The organism is Maribacter sp. (assembly GCF_049667165.1).
GTDB lineage: Bacteria > Bacteroidota > Bacteroidia > Flavobacteriales > Flavobacteriaceae > Maribacter_A.
Genome location: NZ_JBATHS010000199.1, coordinates 1 through 19,169, shown reverse-complemented (window position 1 = coordinate 19,169; position 19,169 = coordinate 1). Strand labels below are relative to the sequence as shown.

Annotated in this window: 18 protein-coding genes and 1 tRNA gene; 9 read left to right on the top strand and 10 right to left on the bottom strand. The window is 40.2% G+C overall.

Going from position 1 to position 19,169, the window contains the following annotated elements; genetic code table 11:
* From dnaE to WBM98_RS10115, 4 genes are all read left to right on the top strand, one after another.
* On the top strand, positions 1-1,676 hold a 1,676-nt coding region (dnaE, locus tag WBM98_RS10130), incomplete at its 5' end, for a DNA polymerase III subunit alpha (protein ID WP_424365906.1).
* 102 nt (positions 1,677-1,778) lie between these two features.
* Complete coding sequence (gene trxA, locus WBM98_RS10125) at positions 1,779-2,096, top strand: thioredoxin (protein ID WP_424365905.1); 318 nt, start codon at positions 1,779-1,781, stop codon at positions 2,094-2,096.
* 79 nt (positions 2,097-2,175) lie between these two features.
* Entirely contained in the window at positions 2,176-3,105 is a 930-nt protein-coding gene (locus WBM98_RS10120; protein ID WP_424365904.1) for a DUF58 domain-containing protein, read from the top strand.
* 190 nt (positions 3,106-3,295) lie between these two features.
* Positions 3,296-3,369: transfer RNA gene (locus WBM98_RS10115), tRNA-Asp, on the top strand.
* A 733-nt stretch (positions 3,370-4,102) separates the two neighbouring features.
* Here the strand turns inward: WBM98_RS10115 and WBM98_RS10110 are convergent.
* The 4 genes from WBM98_RS10110 to WBM98_RS10095 all read right to left on the bottom strand — a co-directional run bounded on the left by WBM98_RS10110 (position 4,103) and on the right by WBM98_RS10095 (position 6,762).
* On the bottom strand, positions 4,103-5,014 hold the full coding sequence (locus tag WBM98_RS10110) for a hypothetical protein (protein WP_424365903.1): 912 nt from the start codon (positions 5,012-5,014) through the stop codon (positions 4,103-4,105).
* Positions 5,015-5,028: 14 nt separating this feature from the next.
* Positions 5,029-5,550 carry a hypothetical protein gene (locus tag WBM98_RS10105; RefSeq protein WP_424365902.1) on the bottom strand — a complete coding sequence of 174 codons (522 nt, stop codon included), beginning with the start codon at positions 5,548-5,550 and terminating at the stop codon, positions 5,029-5,031.
* A 69-nt stretch (positions 5,551-5,619) separates the two neighbouring features.
* On the bottom strand, positions 5,620-6,180 hold the full coding sequence (locus WBM98_RS10100; RefSeq protein WP_424365901.1) for a hypothetical protein: 561 nt from the start codon (positions 6,178-6,180) through the stop codon (positions 5,620-5,622).
* Between the two features lie 36 nt (positions 6,181-6,216).
* The gene (locus tag WBM98_RS10095; protein ID WP_424365900.1) at positions 6,217-6,762 is read right to left on the bottom strand and encodes an RNA polymerase sigma factor; all 546 of its coding nucleotides are present in this window, start codon (positions 6,760-6,762) and stop codon (positions 6,217-6,219) included.
* Positions 6,763-7,229: 467 nt separating this feature from the next.
* On the opposite strand from WBM98_RS10095, the gene WBM98_RS10090 reads away from it, so the two are divergent.
* Together WBM98_RS10090 and WBM98_RS10085 are read left to right on the top strand one after the other, a co-directional pair.
* Positions 7,230-7,919, top strand: coding sequence for a DUF6799 domain-containing protein (locus WBM98_RS10090; protein ID WP_424365899.1), 690 nt, complete (start codon positions 7,230-7,232; stop codon positions 7,917-7,919).
* Between the two features lie 77 nt (positions 7,920-7,996).
* On the top strand, positions 7,997-8,893 hold the full coding sequence (locus WBM98_RS10085; protein WP_424365898.1) for a hypothetical protein: 897 nt from the start codon (positions 7,997-7,999) through the stop codon (positions 8,891-8,893).
* Between the two features lie 276 nt (positions 8,894-9,169).
* On the opposite strand, the gene WBM98_RS10080 is transcribed toward WBM98_RS10085, so the two are convergent.
* A complete protein-coding gene (locus tag WBM98_RS10080; protein ID WP_424365897.1) occupies positions 9,170-9,304 on the bottom strand; it encodes a hypothetical protein in 135 nt (44 codons plus the stop codon).
* Between the two features lie 573 nt (positions 9,305-9,877).
* On the opposite strand from WBM98_RS10080, the gene WBM98_RS10075 reads away from it, so the two are divergent.
* Positions 9,878-10,342 (top strand): Hsp20/alpha crystallin family protein, encoded by a 465-nt coding sequence (locus WBM98_RS10075; protein WP_424365896.1) that lies wholly within the window; start codon positions 9,878-9,880, stop codon positions 10,340-10,342.
* 148 nt (positions 10,343-10,490) lie between these two features.
* Here the strand turns inward: WBM98_RS10075 and WBM98_RS10070 are convergent, their stop codons facing one another.
* Entirely contained in the window at positions 10,491-11,561 is a 1,071-nt protein-coding gene (locus WBM98_RS10070) for a response regulator (RefSeq protein WP_424365895.1), read from the bottom strand.
* A gap of 212 nt (positions 11,562-11,773) precedes the next feature.
* Positions 11,774-15,031, bottom strand: a complete 3,258-nt coding sequence (locus WBM98_RS10065) for a PAS domain S-box protein (protein WP_424365894.1) — start codon at positions 15,029-15,031, stop codon at positions 11,774-11,776.
* 477 nt (positions 15,032-15,508) lie between these two features.
* Between WBM98_RS10065 and WBM98_RS10060 the strand changes: the two genes are divergently transcribed.
* Positions 15,509-16,003: a hypothetical protein gene (locus tag WBM98_RS10060; RefSeq protein ID WP_424365892.1), complete on the top strand. Its 495-nt coding sequence runs from the start codon at positions 15,509-15,511 to the stop codon at positions 16,001-16,003.
* 21 nt (positions 16,004-16,024) lie between these two features.
* On the opposite strand, the gene ligD is transcribed toward WBM98_RS10060, so the two are convergent.
* On the bottom strand, positions 16,025-16,918 hold the full coding sequence (gene ligD, locus WBM98_RS10055; protein WP_424365891.1) for a non-homologous end-joining DNA ligase: 894 nt from the start codon (positions 16,916-16,918) through the stop codon (positions 16,025-16,027).
* A gap of 243 nt (positions 16,919-17,161) precedes the next feature.
* On the opposite strand from ligD, the gene WBM98_RS10050 reads away from it, so the two are divergent.
* The gene (locus WBM98_RS10050) at positions 17,162-17,590 is read left to right on the top strand and encodes a hypothetical protein (RefSeq protein WP_424365890.1); all 429 of its coding nucleotides are present in this window, start codon (positions 17,162-17,164) and stop codon (positions 17,588-17,590) included.
* 23 nt (positions 17,591-17,613) lie between these two features.
* On the opposite strand, the gene WBM98_RS10045 is transcribed toward WBM98_RS10050, so the two are convergent.
* Together WBM98_RS10045 and WBM98_RS10040 are read right to left on the bottom strand one after the other, a co-directional pair.
* On the bottom strand, positions 17,614-18,378 hold the full coding sequence (locus WBM98_RS10045) for an exodeoxyribonuclease III (protein WP_424365889.1): 765 nt from the start codon (positions 18,376-18,378) through the stop codon (positions 17,614-17,616).
* 31 nt (positions 18,379-18,409) lie between these two features.
* Positions 18,410-19,169 (bottom strand): cation transporting ATPase C-terminal domain-containing protein (locus WBM98_RS10040; protein WP_424365888.1); only part of this gene is annotated, 760 nt, incomplete at its 5' end.

The window sequence follows — 19,169 nt, the reverse complement described above, 5'->3', positions numbered from 1 at the left end:
TAGGAATCTTCCAGTACGAATCCGCTGGGATGCAAAAGCATTTAAAGGAACTGAAACCAACGGTATTCGAGGATCTTATTGCCATGAATGCCCTGTATCGTCCAGGACCCATGGAGTACATTCCCAGTTTTATTGCACGTAAGCATGGGCGTGAAGAGATCACCTATGATCTTGACGATATGGAGGAGTACCTAAAAGAGACCTATGGCATTACCGTGTACCAAGAGCAGGTGATGCTGTTGTCCCAAAAGCTGGCCAATTTCTCTAAGGGCGATGCCGATGTGTTGCGTAAGGCCATGGGGAAAAAGATTTTTGCCCTGCTGCAAAAATTAAAACCCCAATTCTTGGATGGAGGGGAGAAGAACGGACATGCCCGGGAGGTACTTGAAAAGATATGGAAGGATTGGGAAGCCTTTGCGGCCTATGCCTTCAATAAGAGCCATTCAACTTGCTATGCCTATATCGCCTACCAAACGGCTTATTTAAAGGCACATTACCCGGCAGAATATATGGCAGCGGTGCTTTCGAACAACATGAACGACATTAAGCAGGTCACCTTCTTCATGGAAGAATGTAAGCGTATGGGCTTGGATGTACTCGGACCCGATGTCAATGAATCGTATTATAAGTTCGCCGTAAACAAAGATGGGGCCGTTCGTTTTGGAATGGGAGCCATAAAAGGTGTGGGGCGCGCAGCGGTAGAGACGATTGTTGCCAACAGAAAGGAGGATGGACCATTCAAGTCGGTCTTTGATTTGGCAAAACGCATCGATTTACGGGCTTCCAACAAAAAGGCCTTCGAAAGTTTGGCCGTGGCCGGTGGTTTTGATTCTTTCGGAACTACCCACAGGGCCCAGTATTTTCATCAAGAAGGCGATGGGGTGACCTTTTTGGAAAAAGTGATCAAGTATGGTTCAAAATATCAGGAAAATGAGAATTCCTCCCAAGTAAGCCTTTTCGGGGATACCAGTGAAGTACAGATACCGGAACCAGAGGTACCCCCATGTGAGGAGTGGGGCACAATGGAAAAACTACGGCGGGAAAAAGAGGTAGTGGGCATCTATATTTCAGGCCATCCGTTGGATGATTTTAAGACGGAAATCAATGCGTTCTGCAATGCCAGTGTTTCGAATGCCCATAATTTGGAAGAGCTCGTAAACCGTGAATTCTCCATCGCGGGGGTTATATCCGATGTGCAGCATCGCGTCTCTAAGAATGGAAAGGGATGGGCCTTGTTTACCATTGAGGATTATACCGATTCGTTCGAATTCCGGATTTTTGGGGAAGAGTATTTGAAGTACCGTCATTTTCTGATGCTCAATTCATTTGTTTATGTGAAGATCTTCGTAAGGGAAGGTTGGGTAAACCGGGAAACAGGCCAAAAAGGGGATCCCAGAATGCAGTTCAACCATTTTATGTTGCTTCAGGATGTAATGGAAACCTTTGCCAAGAAGTTGACCATAAAACTCAATATTGATGAGCTGAGGGAAGAGCGTATTGATGATCTTAAACATACGTTGGTATCGCATAAAGGGAGCCACCCCTTGAATTTTGTGGTGTATGAAATGCAGGAGGAAATAAAGGTGAATCTGTCGAGTAGAAAACAAAAAGTACAGATTACCAGTGAATTATTAAATCTGCTGGAAGCGAAAGAAGTGCATTATAAATTGAATTGATGATAAATTACATCAATACAGCTATAGGAAAAACGAATGTGGCGTTCGTAAGGTTCAGGTAAAATATTTGACTAAATTTGTATAATTATTAAATAAAACAACATGGCATTAGAAATAACAGATGCTACTTTTGACGAGGTAGTTTTAAAAAGTGATAAACCAGTAGTAGTGGATTTTTGGGCAGCTTGGTGTGGTCCTTGTAGAATGGTAGGCCCTATCATCGAAGAGGTAAGCGCAGAATATGATGGAAAAGCCATTGTAGGCAAGGTAGATGTGGATACGAATCAGGAATTCGCTGCAAAATATGGGGTACGTAATATCCCAACGGTATTGGTGTTCAAAAATGGCGAAATCGTAAATAGACAAGTAGGGGTTTCTCCCAAGAAAGTCTATACCGACGCTATTGATGCACTATTGTAAAAGAAAATTCTCAATAAACAAAAAGGCTCTGATGGTAACTTCAGGGCCTTTTTTTTATCTTAGTTGAACATTCACCGATATGGATCTTAGATCAGAATTAGACAGGGCAAGCTTATTCCAGAACTTGGAGCTTTTGGCACAACAGGTGGTCGAGGGTTTCATCAGTGGCATACATAAGAGCCCGTTTCATGGATTTTCTGCGGAATTCGCCGAACACCAAATCTATAACAGTGGGGAGAGTACCAAACATATCGATTGGAAGCTGTTCGCCAAAACCGATAAATTATACACCAAAAGGTACGAGGAAGAAACCAATCTACGGTGCCATATGGTCTTAGACAATTCGGCCTCTATGTATTACCCCCGAATTGAGGCGCCGACAATGGATAACCTGAATAAAATCGGGTTTGGGGTTTTGGCCATTGCCGCTATAATGAATATCCTAAAAAGACAGCGCGATGCTGTCGGTTTGAGTGTTTTCTCTGATACCTATAATTACTATGCGCCAGAAAAGGGGAGCGAAAGACACCATCAAATGCTGCTGTCAAAGTTAAGTGAGATCAGCTTGGATACCCAACCGGCAAAGAAGACCCAGATGTATACCTATTTGCATTTGATAGCCGAAAAGCTGAAAAGACGAAGTCTTATTTTTCTGTTTACCGATATGTTTCAAACCGAAACCGATGACGAAAGGATATTCGAGGCTTTACGGCATTTGAAATATAATAAACATGAGGTGGTTTTATTTCATTTGTTGGATGCGGACAAGGAACTGCATTTTGATTTTGGGAATGCCCCTAAACGTTTTTTGGATGTTGAGACCGGGGAACATATAGACCTGTTTTCCGATACGGTAAAGCCGGGGTATGAAAAAGCCGTCAAGGAGTATTTTGAGTCGCTTAAACTAAAATGCGCCCAATACAAGATAAAGTATGTGGAGGTCGATGTTCGTGGCGATTTTTCAAAAGTGTTGAATACTTTTATGGTAGAGCGGCAAAAATTCCTTTGATGTTACTGAATATTTTGCAAGAAATTGTTTGCGGATTTCATTTAGCAATGTATATTTGCACCGCTCAAAGCACGGTCTGGTAGTTCAGTCCTGACGATTCCATAGGAATGTCAGGATGCTGACAAGCAAAGCTTCGTCAGCATTGGTTACCGTTTTAGTAATAAAATACCGTAGTAGTTCATAAAATATTGGTCTGGTAGTTCAGTTGGTTAGAATACCTGCCTGTCACGCAGGGGGTCGCGGGTTCGAGTCCCGTCCAGACCGCAAAAGGAAGCCCTTCACGAAAGTGAGGGGCTTTTTCATTTTGAAGCTCTTGAAAGCTTGCTTTCAAAGGCGAAGAAATGGGAAAGACACCCACCAACGTAGTTGGTGAAGGGTGCTTGGTATTGCAGGGCCACCATTTGGGCCGTTTCCGAACATCGTGAGGAAACAATCCCGGACATGGGAAGTGCCATATTCCAATACCCAAATTCCAAATAAGAAAGTCAATCAAGTTCTAAAAAGCGATTTGATTGCCGTGCTACCCTTTGAACCGTTTCCGAGACAAGGCAAGGGAAGCAATGCCCTCCAGACCGCAAAATAAATTCCTTCCGACCTTAGGCCGAAAGGAATTTTCAATTTCACATCTTTATTCAAGTTAAGTGAGCCGATTAGATTTTTTATTCGGCTCAAGATCACAAAAGCAATGCGTTGTTTAAAAGAATTAGTTGACTCATAGTATTTTGTGTATATCTAGTCGTAAGTTGAGTTATTTGCCGAAAATTAAACGACCCATAAGTTTTCTTAAAAATGACGTATCGGAGAACTCTCCGAAAGTTTAGGGATAGGTATGGGAAAAGGAAGTTCATGAATCCGCACTATAGAAGTATATTAAAAGGTGGGTTTAATTACTACTTAATTATAGCCCCCTAAAACTCTTGTGGCTTGACATTTTTTCAATGAATTCTTTTCAGGGGTAATAGAAATAAGAGATAGTTTTTACCATGTCAAATACCTGTTATTTCTTATTCAAATCAATTAAATATCCCACAGAAAAATTAAAAAAACCAGTGGTTTTTAAACTGGGTTCCGATGCTACTGGAGAGGGAAAGTTAATGTTATAACCTAATTCAAAATCCCATGATTTGGTGGCTAATGCTAGCGGAATGTTCAATTGTGTATTCAATAAGTCGAATATATCATCATAAATAAATTCGGTGGTCGGTTCATTGCCTTGAGTGTTCAACTGCTCCAAGGCAATGGTTTGTTGTGCGATCACAAAATTTAGTTGCGGTCTTAATCGTAGGACAAAATTCTTTTGTTTGGTAAGGGTTGCACTCACATAGGTTCGTGAAACAAGTTGAAAGGCTTGGTCTGTACCGAATAAGTATGAAGCTGTAAGTTTTGTACCAAGGTTTCGTTTTTTATTCCTCAATCCAAGAGTCAGGTCCAACGAATTGGTAAAGGTGTCCCAATCATTGGCATAAAAGTATCTGGTATACCCTGTATTGAAGGTAACGTGTTTTTTTTTGCCAATAGTTTTGTAATAACCAACCGATACATTGGTATAGTCCCAGTGAGGCACAAAGGATTCGTAAAAAATCCCTGAAATACTCATGTTAAATCCCGAAGAACTATAATAGGATAATTGAGGTACGATATTAAATTGGTCAACTGCAGATTCGCGTCCGGTAAAATAGGTATGGCTATTTAAGGAAACGTTGGTGTAGAGAAAGTCGTATTTGTCAAAAGAGTTTAAAATATCATCTAGAAATTGTTGGTCATTAAAAAAAAGTTCGTCCAACAGAAAATCGATCTCATCGCCTTGTTCTGGTTCTTGGGCATATAAATTAGGAGTGGTTGCCACTGTAAACAGTAGCAACCAAACTGCCAATACGCCCTTGTTGTTTATATAGCGATGGATGTTCATCCTTTATTCATATTTTAGCCTCCACCATTTACGTTTCCATTTGTGCCACCAGAGCCCTTATCTGGACCATTGCGTCCAGGTCGTTCCCCATCACCCCCAAAACCATGTTGGTTTCTAATTTCGCCTTGATCTCGTGATTGCCTGTTTTGCTGTACACGTTCCTGTAACATGTGTCTTTGCTCTTGGGTCAAGGATTCCCTGAATTGATTTCTTACCTGGCGCAATTGCCTTTCCTGGTTTTGTACCAAATCGTTTTGCTCTTTAGAGAAAGATTCTCGTAGGCGAAGTCTCATCTGTTCCTTTGTTTGGGTTTGGTCTTTTAAAATGGCCAACTGCTCATCAGTTAAAGAAGCTCGAAGTTGTTCGCGATTTTGCAACATCAATTGTCTTTGGGTTTGCAACATTTCTTGTTGTTCTTGCGATAACTGATTCATGATCGGTTCAAAATCAGTTTCTTGGGCAAAAAGAAAACTACCTGAGGTAAAAAACATTACAAGACCGATAAGTGCAATGAGGGTTTTTACTTTTGTTTTCATGACTACTAATTTTTATTTTTTTGTGCGTTTAGTACTTAGAACCTAATTTTTTGAAATAGTTCGTTTGGACTATAACACTATGTTTTCGATTAAATTTTCATCTATATATCCATTTATCACTGAATCTTCAATCAAAAGGGAATTAATAAATATGTTTTCCAACCGTTGTTCAGAAAGTTCTGCTTCAACAATAATTTCATTGGTTATATACTCATTTACAAATTTATCTATGTTGGCATCATCTACGAGCAGGGATGTTACTAAAAAATCGTCTGAAGGATCAATTTCATTTGGGATAACGGCTACTTCAACATCTATCATTTCCAAGTTGTTTTCATTATTATTGGTGGTCTGCCACCAAAAAGTAAATGCAACAAGCAGTACTATTGACGCTGCAATGGGATAGGCAATAAAAGGTTTAAGCCTAAATACAGTTCGTTTTTGTTCTTTTTTAAGTTGTACACTTTTTAAAATAGTCTCCTTTGATTTAGAGAAATAGTCATCCGGCACATCCAATCCCAGATATTCCTTATGCTCCTGGGCAAGATTTTTTTTAAGGCTATCCTTCCTTAAAAAGTGATTGCCGGATTGCCCTGCTCGATGCTTCTTATTTTTATTGAATTCACTCATGGTATTGGTTAGACCTTTATTTTTTTAAATAGTTTGTTACGTTAAGACGGTAATTTGTTCCTCAATGGTTTTAACAGCACTGTAATAACTTGATTTTAAGGTGTTTTCACTTATGTTGAGAATTTCCGATATTTCCCTGAAACTTAAATCATCAAAATATTTCATTTGAAACACCTGCTGTTGTTTATCCGATAGGTTGGAGATAATGGTGTGCAGTTTCAATTGCAGTTCTTCCCCATTAAAATAGTCATCCGCTATTAACTTGTTCAGATAGTCGGCATTGTCATCCTCCAAATCAAAGGAAGTCTTTATCTTTTGTTGCTCCAAAAATCGAATCGATTCGTTATAGGCGATTCGGTACATCCATGTATGCAAAGCGCTTTTTTCCTTAAAGTGCTGTATGCCCTTATATATTCTAATACATGTGTTTTGTAGCACATCATTGGCGTTGTCGTGCGTAATCACGATTTTTCGAATATGCCAGTAGAGTCGCTCTTGATAGGCATCAAGTAAATCGCTGAAAGCTTCATCTCTTTGCTTTGGATCTTTAAGTCTTGCTATAAGCGCAGTGTCCGTGTTCAAGAGTGCGGGTTTTTACCTTAGACCTTGGTTTTTATCATTAGTTTGGTAAGGCACTAAAAAGATACTGGATCTTTAAGGATTTCCAATAGCCTGGCATTAGCATTTTACATAATGATTTTCGTTTGCCTTCCGATTGTGCACAATTATCGCTACCTGGTTTTTTAGATTGATGTACAAAAGTTCCGGAGTACACCACCGGGCCTTCCATCGGCAATTCCAACAAAACCACTTCGAAAATCAGGAAAGGCCCCTAAACCATTTCCTATAAAAGGGGGGCCATAGTCTCAAACAAAAACGTACTTCCTTCAACCTGAAAATAGAAATACCACATCCCAATGTAGGACGCTAAAATTTTCAACCCAATATTTCAAACTAAAGCAAAAAAGAGGGGTCTAAAGAAATGTGAAACGGTTTGGGAATCGAATTGTTTCGTTAAAACAATTTTTTAAATCTAATTATATAATACCATGAAAAAAATACTAGTAATGGCAGCATGTGTGGCTCTAGGAACCACCATGCTCACCGCACAGGAAAGGGATCAGGATAGGATCCAAGATCAGGATCGCACCAAATTGGTGATGGTCGATGGCGAAATGTTACAACTTCAGGATCGCGCCCAACAACGCTTGATGGAAAAACAAACCTTGGCAGACGGTACGGTGGTACAACCAGACGGCACGTACCAAACAAAGGAAGGTGCAAAGTTACGATTGCAAAATGGCGAATGCTTGGACGGTGACGGTATCAAATATCGCAATGAATACCAATATCGCTACAAAGTAAACCAAGAGAACAAAGGCTTGGCCCAAGAGCAAGTACAGGAACGCAATCAGAACCGTATGCAATACATGATGGTCGATGGGGAAATGTACCAGATCCAAAACCAATCGCAAAACCGATTGCAGTCACAGCTTCAGTTGGCAGATGGTGGAAGTGTAAATCCGGATGGTACGTTTCAAACGAGGGATCGCAAGCAATTGCAATTACAGGATGGTGAATGTTTGAATATGCAGGGCGAAGTTTTTAAAAACACCTATCAACATCAAAAAATGATGGTTCAAAAGAATATGGGAGCCAACAAGAAGATGATGAAAAAAACAAAAACTGGGGTAATGAAACCCAATCTTCCAAAACGGAAAGGTAAAAAGAGCGTTTAATAAAGGTATAAGGGGTCTTGCCCTGACCGAAGCGTCAGGGGCAGGGCCCTTTTTCTTCCACCAATAAACTAAGGATCATGAAAAGTCGATTACTACTGGTTGCGCTATTGGTACCTGCTTTCTATGTTGGACTGATCGCACAAAACATTAAAAAAGCCGTTAAGGAAAAGTCAAGTGATACCCCATCGTACGTCATAGCAGACGTGAGCTATATCAATGATGCCGTATTTATGGGGCGACGCGATTCAATAGCCGCCCCCTATATTTTCCCATCTATAGGCTATTATGATAGATCCGGCTTTTTTGCCGATGCCTCCGCATCCTATCTTACCGGTTCCGAGGAGAACAGGGTGGATCTATTTTTGATAAGCACTGGGTATCTGTACAGCTCCGACAAGTTAAGTGGGGGTATTTCGGGTACCGCTTATTTTTTTAATGAAGATAGTTATAATGTGCAATCGGAAACGGTTGCCGATCTTACGGGCCTACTTGCCTATGATTTTAAGGCTTTTGAGGTGACGCTCTCGGCCAGTAGCTATTTCAATACCGAAAGTGCTGCCGATTTTTTTATAGGTGCGATGCTCGATCGTACGTTTTATGCGGCCGATCATAAGCTTTTGATAGCCCCTTCTATAGCCGTACATGCAGGATCCCAGTACTTTTATGAAGAATATTACAGCAGCAGCCGTTTGGGAAACCGCAAAGGCCAAGGTATGGGTTCGGGGAGTACGGAGCCAACGTTGGTTACCTCGGTGGAGATTGCGGAAGCCTCAAAATTCAATCTGTTGAATATTGAACTGAGCCTTCCGTTACACTATTATCATAAGCAGTTTATTTTTTCGTTTACCCCGGTTTTGGCCTTCCCACAAAGTAGTGCGACCATTACCACGGCAGATACCGTCATCACGGAAGATCTGGAAAACGTGTTCTATTTCTCTGCCGGGATCAGTTACTGGTTTTATACTAAAAAATAGAAAAGACATTTCATTTTACAAGTTTACTGTGTAAAAACGGATAGGCACAGGGCTATTCATGTACGTCCCATCAAAGGGCCGTAATATAGGGCACTGGGTTGTTGCTCATAATTAGCTTTGGGGCGTTCCATTCATGGCCCTTTATAACAATTTCTACAAGTAACTTTTTACGGAACTGCATTGGTATATTTAAATGATTTGATAAATGGCTATACTTGTCCAAGGCATCACCGAAAACTTTTAATATCCGCAATCTTGTGTCCTTTGCATCATAGGTTACCTTAACTCAGAACATTGAAACTGCGTAAAGGCATACTTTATTTCTCCTGTGGTTACGGTATCAACCAAACGGTCAACATTTGGGGTCTTTACCTCCGTATTGCCCAATGCGTTTACAGCGGTAGAAGTCATGTCATCCGCAAAAGGAAAACATTATTTGGTTCTTTTTATGCAATCAAAAGTTGTTGGAAAATTAGGGCAACCGTAATTAAGAGGATGTTTTTTGTTTTCGAGTGTATTGATTTAAATAGGTCCGTCTAATAAACCTAAATATTATAAAGTTGGTGTTTATAACATGTATTACTAACAACAATTACAATTTTTTACGTGTAAATATCTGCAAAATTTATCCCAAACAAACGCTATTGTATCCTTTCTTCATATTAAGTGATATTGGGTTAAAACTATATGTATTTGAGTATTTATTTTTATTCATGGTATTTGTTAGTGTTTGGGTTCTTCCTTTCCAGGATCAGGACAGGATACTTTAGTGCCAATAGTCACTTTCTTTCATCTTGTTGACTAGCTAAATCCTCATCGAGGAACCTATAAGCCAAAGGTCAAGAATAGGTTTGGGAAACAAATCTGAAAACCATAAAAAAAACAATAAAAAATAAGGGACTGACTTGGATCATTTTGAGGGTCTATATATCCTCTTACTTTAGGGGCAAATTTAAAGGATTGTTTAACCTAAAATACAATGTTATGTCACTAGTAAAATTCAGAAAAAGACCTTTCGGAAATCTTGTTACACAGGATTTCTTCGATATGGATGATTTTTTCGACAATCGATCTTGTGTCAGAAATATGCTTCCCGATACGTTTTGGAATGGCAAAACCACAGAACCTGCATTGAACATCAAGGAAACCGATGATAAATTCGAAATAGAGCTTGCGGCCCCTGGCTTCGCCAAAAAAGATTTTGAGATTACCATTGAAGATGGCTGTTTGAATATATCCGCTGAAAAAACGATATCAGAAGAGGAAAAAGAGGATGATTATACACGTCGTGAATTCAGTTATAATGCTTTTGAACGTTCATTACAATTGCCAGAAAGCGTTAAGGAAGAAGAAATAAAAGCCAAGTACAAAGATGGAATATTGCGTTTTGATCTTGTAAAGAAAGAAGAGGTCAAGAAAAAACCAGCTAAAAAGGTTGAAATCGCCTAACATCCGTTGCATCTAAGAATGCCCTTTTGCCAAAACCGTACAATGCGTCCATGCTTATAGGTTTGGTAAATGGGCATTTTCTTTTACTTTAATTTTGGCTAAAAGTGTTTTATTATGAGGCATGTCTTCAAATAATAATCCGTTGCTATCATTGATTCTCTGCAATATTTTGTAATTCGTCTTTGTTCAATATAATGATTCTTCGTGCATGTCCCATGGTAATCAGTCCTTCTTCCCGAAATTCTGAAAGGGTTCTAATGGCGGTCTCTGTTGCCGTGCCGATCATGCCTGCAAAATCTTCCCTGGGAATATCAAGACCTTCGTAGTATGAATCTTTTATGATTCCCTTTTTATGTAGGCTCAAAAGGGCTTGGGCCACCCGCTGTCGCACGGTGGCATAGGCCATATTTACCAATTGGTCCTGAACTTGGATCAGGTCGTTCGAAATGATGTCCATAAATTTATGGGAGACGTCCCTATTATCGTTGATCAGGTGTATGAAATCAGATTTGGGAATAGCGTATACTTCGGTAGCATCTATAGCCATGGCTGTTTCTAGATAGATGCCTTTTGGGTTCAAAAGGGAAAGCTGCCCGATAAAATCGCCTGCCTTATGTATGCCCGTTACGAATTCCTTGCCAGATTCGGTTGATCGGTAGGTCTTTGCCGTGCCTCTTTCGATAAAGAACAACGTATGGGCACCATCACCCTCCCTAAAAATGAAATCTTTTTTTTCGTACGATTTTGGACGATATTCCTTTTCGATTTGTTCTAGGTTCAGGTAATTGTGGGCTTCAAGAAAAAATTCGTTGATGCCCTCAATGTTCCTTGAAAACTCCTTTCGCAGAAAATCGTTTTTCCGTACCCGGGTTTCAATGGCTTCAAGCAATTCGTGTTCCTCAAAGGGTTTGGTCAAATAATCATCGGCTCCCAGGTTCATCCCTTTTCGAAAATCGGTTCGTTCCGATTTGGCCGTTAGGAATATAAAAGGTATTCCGAGGGTTTCTTTTGTATGACTTAGTTCCTCCAGTACATCATACCCATCCTTTACCGGCATCATGATATCACAAAGAATCAAGTCGGGTAGATGACGCTTTGCCTTTCCGATCCCGATCAATCCATTTTCGGCGGTGATTACCTCATAATCATGAAGTTCCAAAATATCCGCTGTGTTCTCACGTACATCCTTGTTATCCTCGATCAATAGTATTTTTTTCATTGTTTTTTGGTATCATTTCGATTACAAAAACTATTCGGTACTGGTTCTCTGCCTTCAATCCTTAAGGTAGATTATTGCCTGAAACTTTAGTTCGCAGGTACATCGGTCCTAAAAATGGGCATGCTCATGGTTGACCCTTTTGCCTCAGTAGGTATGCCATGCTTTTCTCCATATAATATCACGTTCTATTAGTATTCAATACGTCAGAACCCCTAATCAGCCTCCGCTATGGAAACCTGGGGCTGTTGGATTCTTGGGAAGGTTACCCAAAATGTTGATCCCTTATCCTCATCACTTTCCAAACCAACCGTGCCACCCATAAGTTCGGTATACTGTTTAACGATATTAAGGCCCAGTCCTGTTCCTTGTATGTTTGTACTGTTATCTGCACGGAAGAATCTTTGAAAGAGTTTGTCCTGTTCGATCTTCGGGATGCCTATTCCTTGGTCTTTCACCCTGATCGAGGTCGATTGATTATCAAGTTCAAGGGTCACCAAAATCTCTTGGTCGTTATCGGAGTATTTAATGGCATTGCTTAGAAGGTTGGTCAAAATATGTTGCATGAGTTTGGGGTCTAAATAGGCATTGACACTTTTTTTATTTGAAGTTACCTTAATTCGTTGACCTCTTTTGCGATTGGGTTCCATTTCGGAGACCACCCTCTTGGTGAAGGCTACCAATTCAATATTTTCACGATTCGGACGAACCTGACCTTCCTCCAATTTACTTAAGGAAAGGAAATCGTTTAAGATAACTACCAACCCCCTTACATTTTGCTTGATCTGATTAACATATTTCTCACGTTTGGCCTCCATGCCAGCATCATTTTGTTTTTCAATAAGAATGGCTGAGGAATGAATGGCACTCAATGGGGTCCTGAACTCATGCGAGGCCATTGCGATAAAACGCGATTTCAACTCGTTGAGTTCTTGTTCGCGTATCAAAGCTTTACGAATTTCAGTTTCTGCCTGTTTTTGTTTGGAGATATTATTATAGACAAAAAGGGTCCATTGAATCTCATCGTTCCCACTTCTTAATGGAGAAGTATTTACCGTGAAGTATTTGTTCCTGAACCGGGTCTCGAAAGATAAGGACTCTCCACCCATGGTCTTTTTTATATCTTCTTTGATTCTAAAGATTCGCTGTTTGGAATATATGTCAATATCGTCGATGCACTTACCTTCAAATAGGCTTTTATCCAAACCCATGCGGTACATTTCGCCCCCATCGATATAGACAATTTCAAAATCGGCATTGAATACGATAATGATCCCTTTTGGAAAATTTTTTGCAATAGCCGTAAACATGGCCTGGCTTTCCAAGGCCCTGTTTTCGGCATCTTTGGTTTCTTTGATTTGGTCCTCAAGGTTAAGGTTCGCCTCGATCATTTTTTGAACCGTGGCCTTTAGTTCGTTGGTACGTTCGTTTACGGTTTTTTCCAGTTCCCGCGCGTAGTCTTCCAAAAGCCAATGGCTCTTGTTCAACTGTTCGCGAACATGGTGTTCTTCCAACGCGATACTGATCAGCTGAATGATTCCATCTATGATATCCTTGTCTGCTTTTGAAGGTTTTTTTGGCTCCTTACCATAAATGCCAAAAGTGCCCAATACTTTTTTGTTGGAAGAAAAAATAGGATAGGACCAACCCGAATTAAGCCCGTATTTAAGTGCTGCTTCCCGATAGTCGATCCATAGCGGATTGGTCGTTAAATCGGTAAAGATCATTTCTTTTTTTAAATAGGCAGCAGCACCGCATGCGGCCATATCAGGCCCTAGGGGGATACCTTCAATGATATCGCAGAACCCTTTGGGAAGATGGGGCGCAGCGACTTTATGAAGCGTTTTCTTTTTTGGATCCAACTTAAAGATAGAGACAACGGAGTTTGATAAATGACCCTCTACAACGGCAACAATAGTTTCACAGATTTTTTTAAGGGGTTTATGTGTCGCGATCATTTCGAGGATTTGGCGCATCTGATCTTTGATCAACGCTTCTTCAATACGTTTGGTAACATTGTTTTGCACACCGATGAAGTGGGTCAGTTCCCCTTGGTCGTCGTAAACCGGGGTAATGGTAAGTTCGTTCCAAAACAAGGTGCCGTCTTTTTTGTAATTGCGTATTACCTCGTGGCATGGGCGACCTTCTTTAACGGCTTTTCTTATTATGCGTAGTTCCTTTTGATCACGATCGTTCTTCTGTAAAAAACGGCAGTTTCTTCCTAAGACTTCATTTTCGCTAAACCCTGTTATTTGAGAAAAAGCATCGTTGCAATAGATAATAGGGTTATCTGGAAGCTTTGCATCCACAATAATTATTCCGTTTCCTGCTGCTTCCAAAGCGCTGTTACGGACATATAGTATATCCCGAAAAGCCTTAGTCTGGGTAATATCGCGCAACACTACAAGCAATTTATTTTCTTCAAAAGGTACGATTCTTCCCTCGCAGTCTATTATTCCATCCCGTCCGGGTATAGGTGCTTCTAAAATTTGAAGCGATTTGGTCTCATGTGCTTTTGACAATACGTTGACGATTTTTGTGCTCAGTTCTTTAGGGAAAATATCCTTGACATTCTTTCCTATGGCCATTTCTCTATCAAATATTAGTGACGCAAGTTTCGACGTCTGAATATCCAGGAAGTTCCCTTTTTTGTCATGTACAATAATGGTGTCTGGGAGCGCGTTTATGATCGCACTATTTTTAGCTTCACTTTCCTTCAGTTCTTGCTCTGCTCTTTTTTTATCCGTGATATCACGAACTATGGTCAATAAGTTATGGTTGTTCAGAAGCACTGTTCTTGATTCCAGCTCAATTTTTTTCTGATTTAGGGTTAGGGAATATTCCCGAATCTGGATTTTTTTTGTTTTTATAGCTTCATTGTGGGCTACAAATATCTTTTTAGACATTTCGGAAGGAACAATTTCCTTGATATTCCTTCCTATGAGTTCTGCTCTTGGAATAGGTACAACAACTTGTTCGGGTGCATAGAAATCGATAATATCCCCGGCATAGTTTTGAATCACCATCATATCGGGTAAGGCATCTAAAAGCGCTTTGTTCTTTGCTTCCTTGGCTCTTAATTCCTTTTCCACCATTCTTGAATGTAAAGTATCCCCTATATACGCGATGGTAACGGTTTCATTCTCATAAACTGAAGGACTAAGACTTACTCGCAATGGAAATTTAAGACCGTCTTTTTTTAAACCCCATAAGTCCGATTCCCGGCCCATTCGACGTGAATGGGGACTTTCGCAAAACGCCACTCTGTGCTGAACATGTTTTCTCCGTAATTTTTTTGGGATCAAATCCTCTACTTTTTTACCCGATAGTTCCCCTTGGTCATATCCGAACATGGATTCACCAGCGATATTGGCCTTAATGATTGTCCCCTTTTTATCAACCACAAGAATGCCTTCATGTGAAGCATCAAAAATGTTTTTAAAAAGGACGCTATCGCTTGGGTTGTCTTTCATGATTCTTATTTATCTTTCATAAACTAGGGATGACGAGCATGGTCGTTTACCTCTCTATCTATGCAACTTATATGTTCCCAGTTCATTATTCTATACCGACTTGCTTTTCTTTTTTGGTGGATTTAAAGGAAAAGGACCAAATAAAAAAATTTAGAAGTGATAGAACGACCCGTTTTATGTTGGTTACTTACAGAACTTGTCTATGGGCCTGTTATGATATATGCTGTATCATAGGCATTTCTTGGATTAAATTTAAAATTAACACAGGAATACCCTTATTGAAATGACATTTATCATGTGGTATCCCCTCGAAGCTAAGTAAAAATGTTAAGCTGCTCGTACATCTTTACCCAAAAACCATTGACTTCATGAACAAATTGACGTATATCATTGTCAAGGTTATTGTTCGGAATTAATTTCGTGTTTTAGCAAGGAGGACTTTCTCCTTTGCAAAAGTGTTTACCGAATAATCTATATATGGAAGCTAAATCTATAAAAGAAGAAAAGCCACATGTTTTCTTTGAAACTATGGCCCAATTATTATATGTTGAAAGATGGGTTGAATTTTTGGCTAAGAATGTCTCGGATTCCCATTTGACCATCATGTTCAAACTAGGGCAACGAAATCTAGATGATGTGGAATCCATAGGCTTGAAATTGGAGCTTGAGAATTATTGGAAAAGATTATTGGGACCAATGACAGAATTCGGATTGTTCCATAGTGAGGATATCGGCACCGTTTTTATCGCCGGCCCCTATACGGCCATGTTTATACAAGATATAAATGGAAAAAAATTGGGTGCGTTGCCCGAAGGCCTTTTTGGTATTTTAAGGGGATTGGGCCTCAATAGGAAAGAGACCTCGGATGCTATAGAAAAGTTGGCAGAAGGACAGTATCTCATCCTTGGTAGAACCGCTACTATTACCGATAAATCATTGAAAAAGGGGACGGCTAAATTGAAAGTATCCTGATGATGAACACATAAGCGCTTTCTACATTCGCACCTCGATCATTCGTTCCATCCTTTTCTTGGCGTCACTCAAAATTTTAGCATTTTTCGCGAAGTCTTTCCAGGGATCTTGATTTTGGGCTAACCCACGACCAGCCGTGTGTATATTAAAAGCCTGGGAATGCTTGCACATCTCGAGTTCCTCCCAAGCAATGGGCATGGCTACCGGAGCCTGTTCCAGGGCCCGTACTGAGTAGGGGCAAACTGCGGTCTGTGCATATGAATTACGCAAGTAATCCAGGAACAATCGTCCTTTGCGCTTGTCTTTTCTAAAAGCAATGGTAAAATCTTCAGGATATTTTTCCGCCAAATAGGTGACCGCCTTTTTGGCAAAGCCCCGTACCTCATCGAAATTCTCAATACCCATAAGGGGAACTACCAAATGAAGACCTTCAGAACCCGTGAGCATGGTATATGCGGAAAGGCCTAATTCCTCAACCAACAGATTCCGGAGTATTTGGGCTCCTGTACGAACCGACTTAAAATTGTGGTCAGAAGGGTCAAGGTCAAAAATCAATTTGTCAGGGTAGTGCAATTTGTCTATTTTGCTCAGGGTCACATGAAAAGTTATGGTGCCTTGGCGTACCAAATAAACCAAAGTCTCTTTGTCGTTACAAATGACATGGTGTACCCAACCTTCTTTCTTTTTCACCTTGGCCATGTTTATCCAATCTGGAAAATAGTCCGATGCATTCTTTTGGAAGAATCCCTTTTCGGCAATTCCATTGGGAAAACGGTGCATCGTCAACGGGCGGTCTTCAAGGTATGGTAGCATGTGGTCTGCTATGCTTTCATAATATTGGATGAGATCTCCCTTGGTGATCCCCGACCTCGGGAAGAACACCTTGTCTTTGTATGTTGTATTGACCAATGCCATGATCTTTAGTATTTTGAAAGATATTTTTTTAGGTTAATGTGCAACACCCTAATTAATTCCTACGTTGTTCAGGACAACATAAAAATGCAGGGTAAAGTAGATGAATTCACTAAAATTTAAAATGATATGCATCATTGGGATAAATTTTAACATGCTTTTTTGGACAATTGGATTCCTTAGCTGATGCAAATCATTTTAGGGCTAAGCCCATATTTGCATTTTTGTAACCTAAAGAATAATCCCATGAAAGGTGCGACTACAAAATATTCTACTACCTATACTTTGATATCAAATCCTAAAACAAAATTCTTATTAGGTGCTGGCCTTGATGTATTGCACCAAGAAAGTCGTGAATGGTTAGATACCATTGCCTTTTGGAAAGACGAGACCAAGTTCTTTGCCCATATTCTAGGAAATAGGGAAACAAAGGAATCGGAATATGGCAAAATGTTGAATTATCTTGACAAGATCCATGAAAACCTATTCGATTATCTAACGGAAGATATCAAGGATCATGAAAAATTATTGTCCCGTTTGGAAAAAAGCGAAAAGGGCATTGCTGATGGGGACTATAGGGAAGAACATAAAAGATTGGGCGAAAGCATGGTGCTTTTTGAAAACGATTTTCGGGAATTCAAAAAAATGGTTTTTGGGTACGTCAAAAAACTTTAATAGGAACCAATAATAGCAATTGTTCAGAGGTCGATTTCAAGTCCGATAGGGCAGTGGTCCGAACCGAAAACGTCTGAATAAATCCTGACTGCTTGTAATTTGCCCACAAGGGATTCACTGATTAAAAAATAGTCGATTCGCCAACCTGTATTGCGTTCCCGAGCCTTAAACCGATAACTCCAATAGGTGTAGGCCACCTCATCGGGGTATAGCTGCCTAAAGGCATCCACAAAACCTGAACCGATAAAATGATCCATACCATCGATTTCCACTTGTGTGTAGCCAGCTGTTTTGTTGTAATTTGATTTATCGTTCTTTAAATCTATGGGCCTGTGCGCCACATTGAAATCACCACAGGCAATGACCGGTTTTTTCTTTTCTAGATTCTTAAGGTACGTGAGAAAGTCGGCATCCCATTTTTTACGATAATCCAAACGGTCTAATTGTTGTCCTGAGTTGGGGACATAAACATTCACCAGAAAGAAGTCCTTATATTCCGCGCATTGGATCCGACCCTCGGTATCGTGTTCTGCAATTCCCATATCAAGGGTTACTTCTTTGGGTTCGGACTTGCTCAATAAGGCAGTCCCTGAATACCCTTTTTTATCCGCCGAATTGTACTTGCCATAAAAACCATGCAAGGGTAACAAGGCTTTTTCTGTCTCATCGGCTTGCGCCTTGGTTTCCTGTAAACAGAGGATATCGGGATTTAATTTTTCTATCGACTCAAAAAAATCTTTTTTTACGACAGCCCGTATACCGTTAACGTTCCATGATATAATGTTCATATGCTTCGTTTTACGATATCAAATATATGATTTATATGTCTTGGGCACCAATACTACGTTTGTACCATTTTATGAGTTCATACCAAATAACCGAGAGAAAACCTATACCTGAGCTGATAAGAATTTGTGCTGCCTCCAATGAGGAAAAATCAAAGAAATCGGTCAATGGGGGGATAAAAAGTAGCATTACAGTTAGGACTACCGTAATAAAAATAATCAACGGCACGAGATTATTCCGATATTTTAGTGTGGTCAAAATGGAATAATAGAAAGAACGGTTCACAAGAGTCAATACAATATTGGCGGTAATCAAGGTTACGAATACCATGGTTCGGGTCGTAGCCTCATTGTAATCAGAACCCACGGCATACTGATACGTGGCCAAGGTTCCTACGGTAATCATCAAACCTTGGATAACGCTGGTGGCCAATTCCGTCCAGTTGAAGAAAGTCGTCGAATAAGAACGTGGTTTCTGGAGCATGGTGTTTTTCTCCATAGGCTCATTTTCATAGATGATACTACAGGTGGGCCCCATGATCAGCTCTAAAAATATGATGTGTACAGGGGTAAAGATATTAGGGAAGGCCCAGCCTAGGACCAAAGGAAAAAATACCGTCAATATTATGGGAATATGGATTGATATGATATACTGGATCGCTTTTTTTAGGTTGGTATAGATACGCCTTCCCATGGCAATGGCGTCGATCATTCGCGCTAGATCATCGTCTAATAAGATGACCGAAGCGGCTTCTTTCGCAGTTTCGGTTCCCTTTTTGCCCATGGCGATCCCA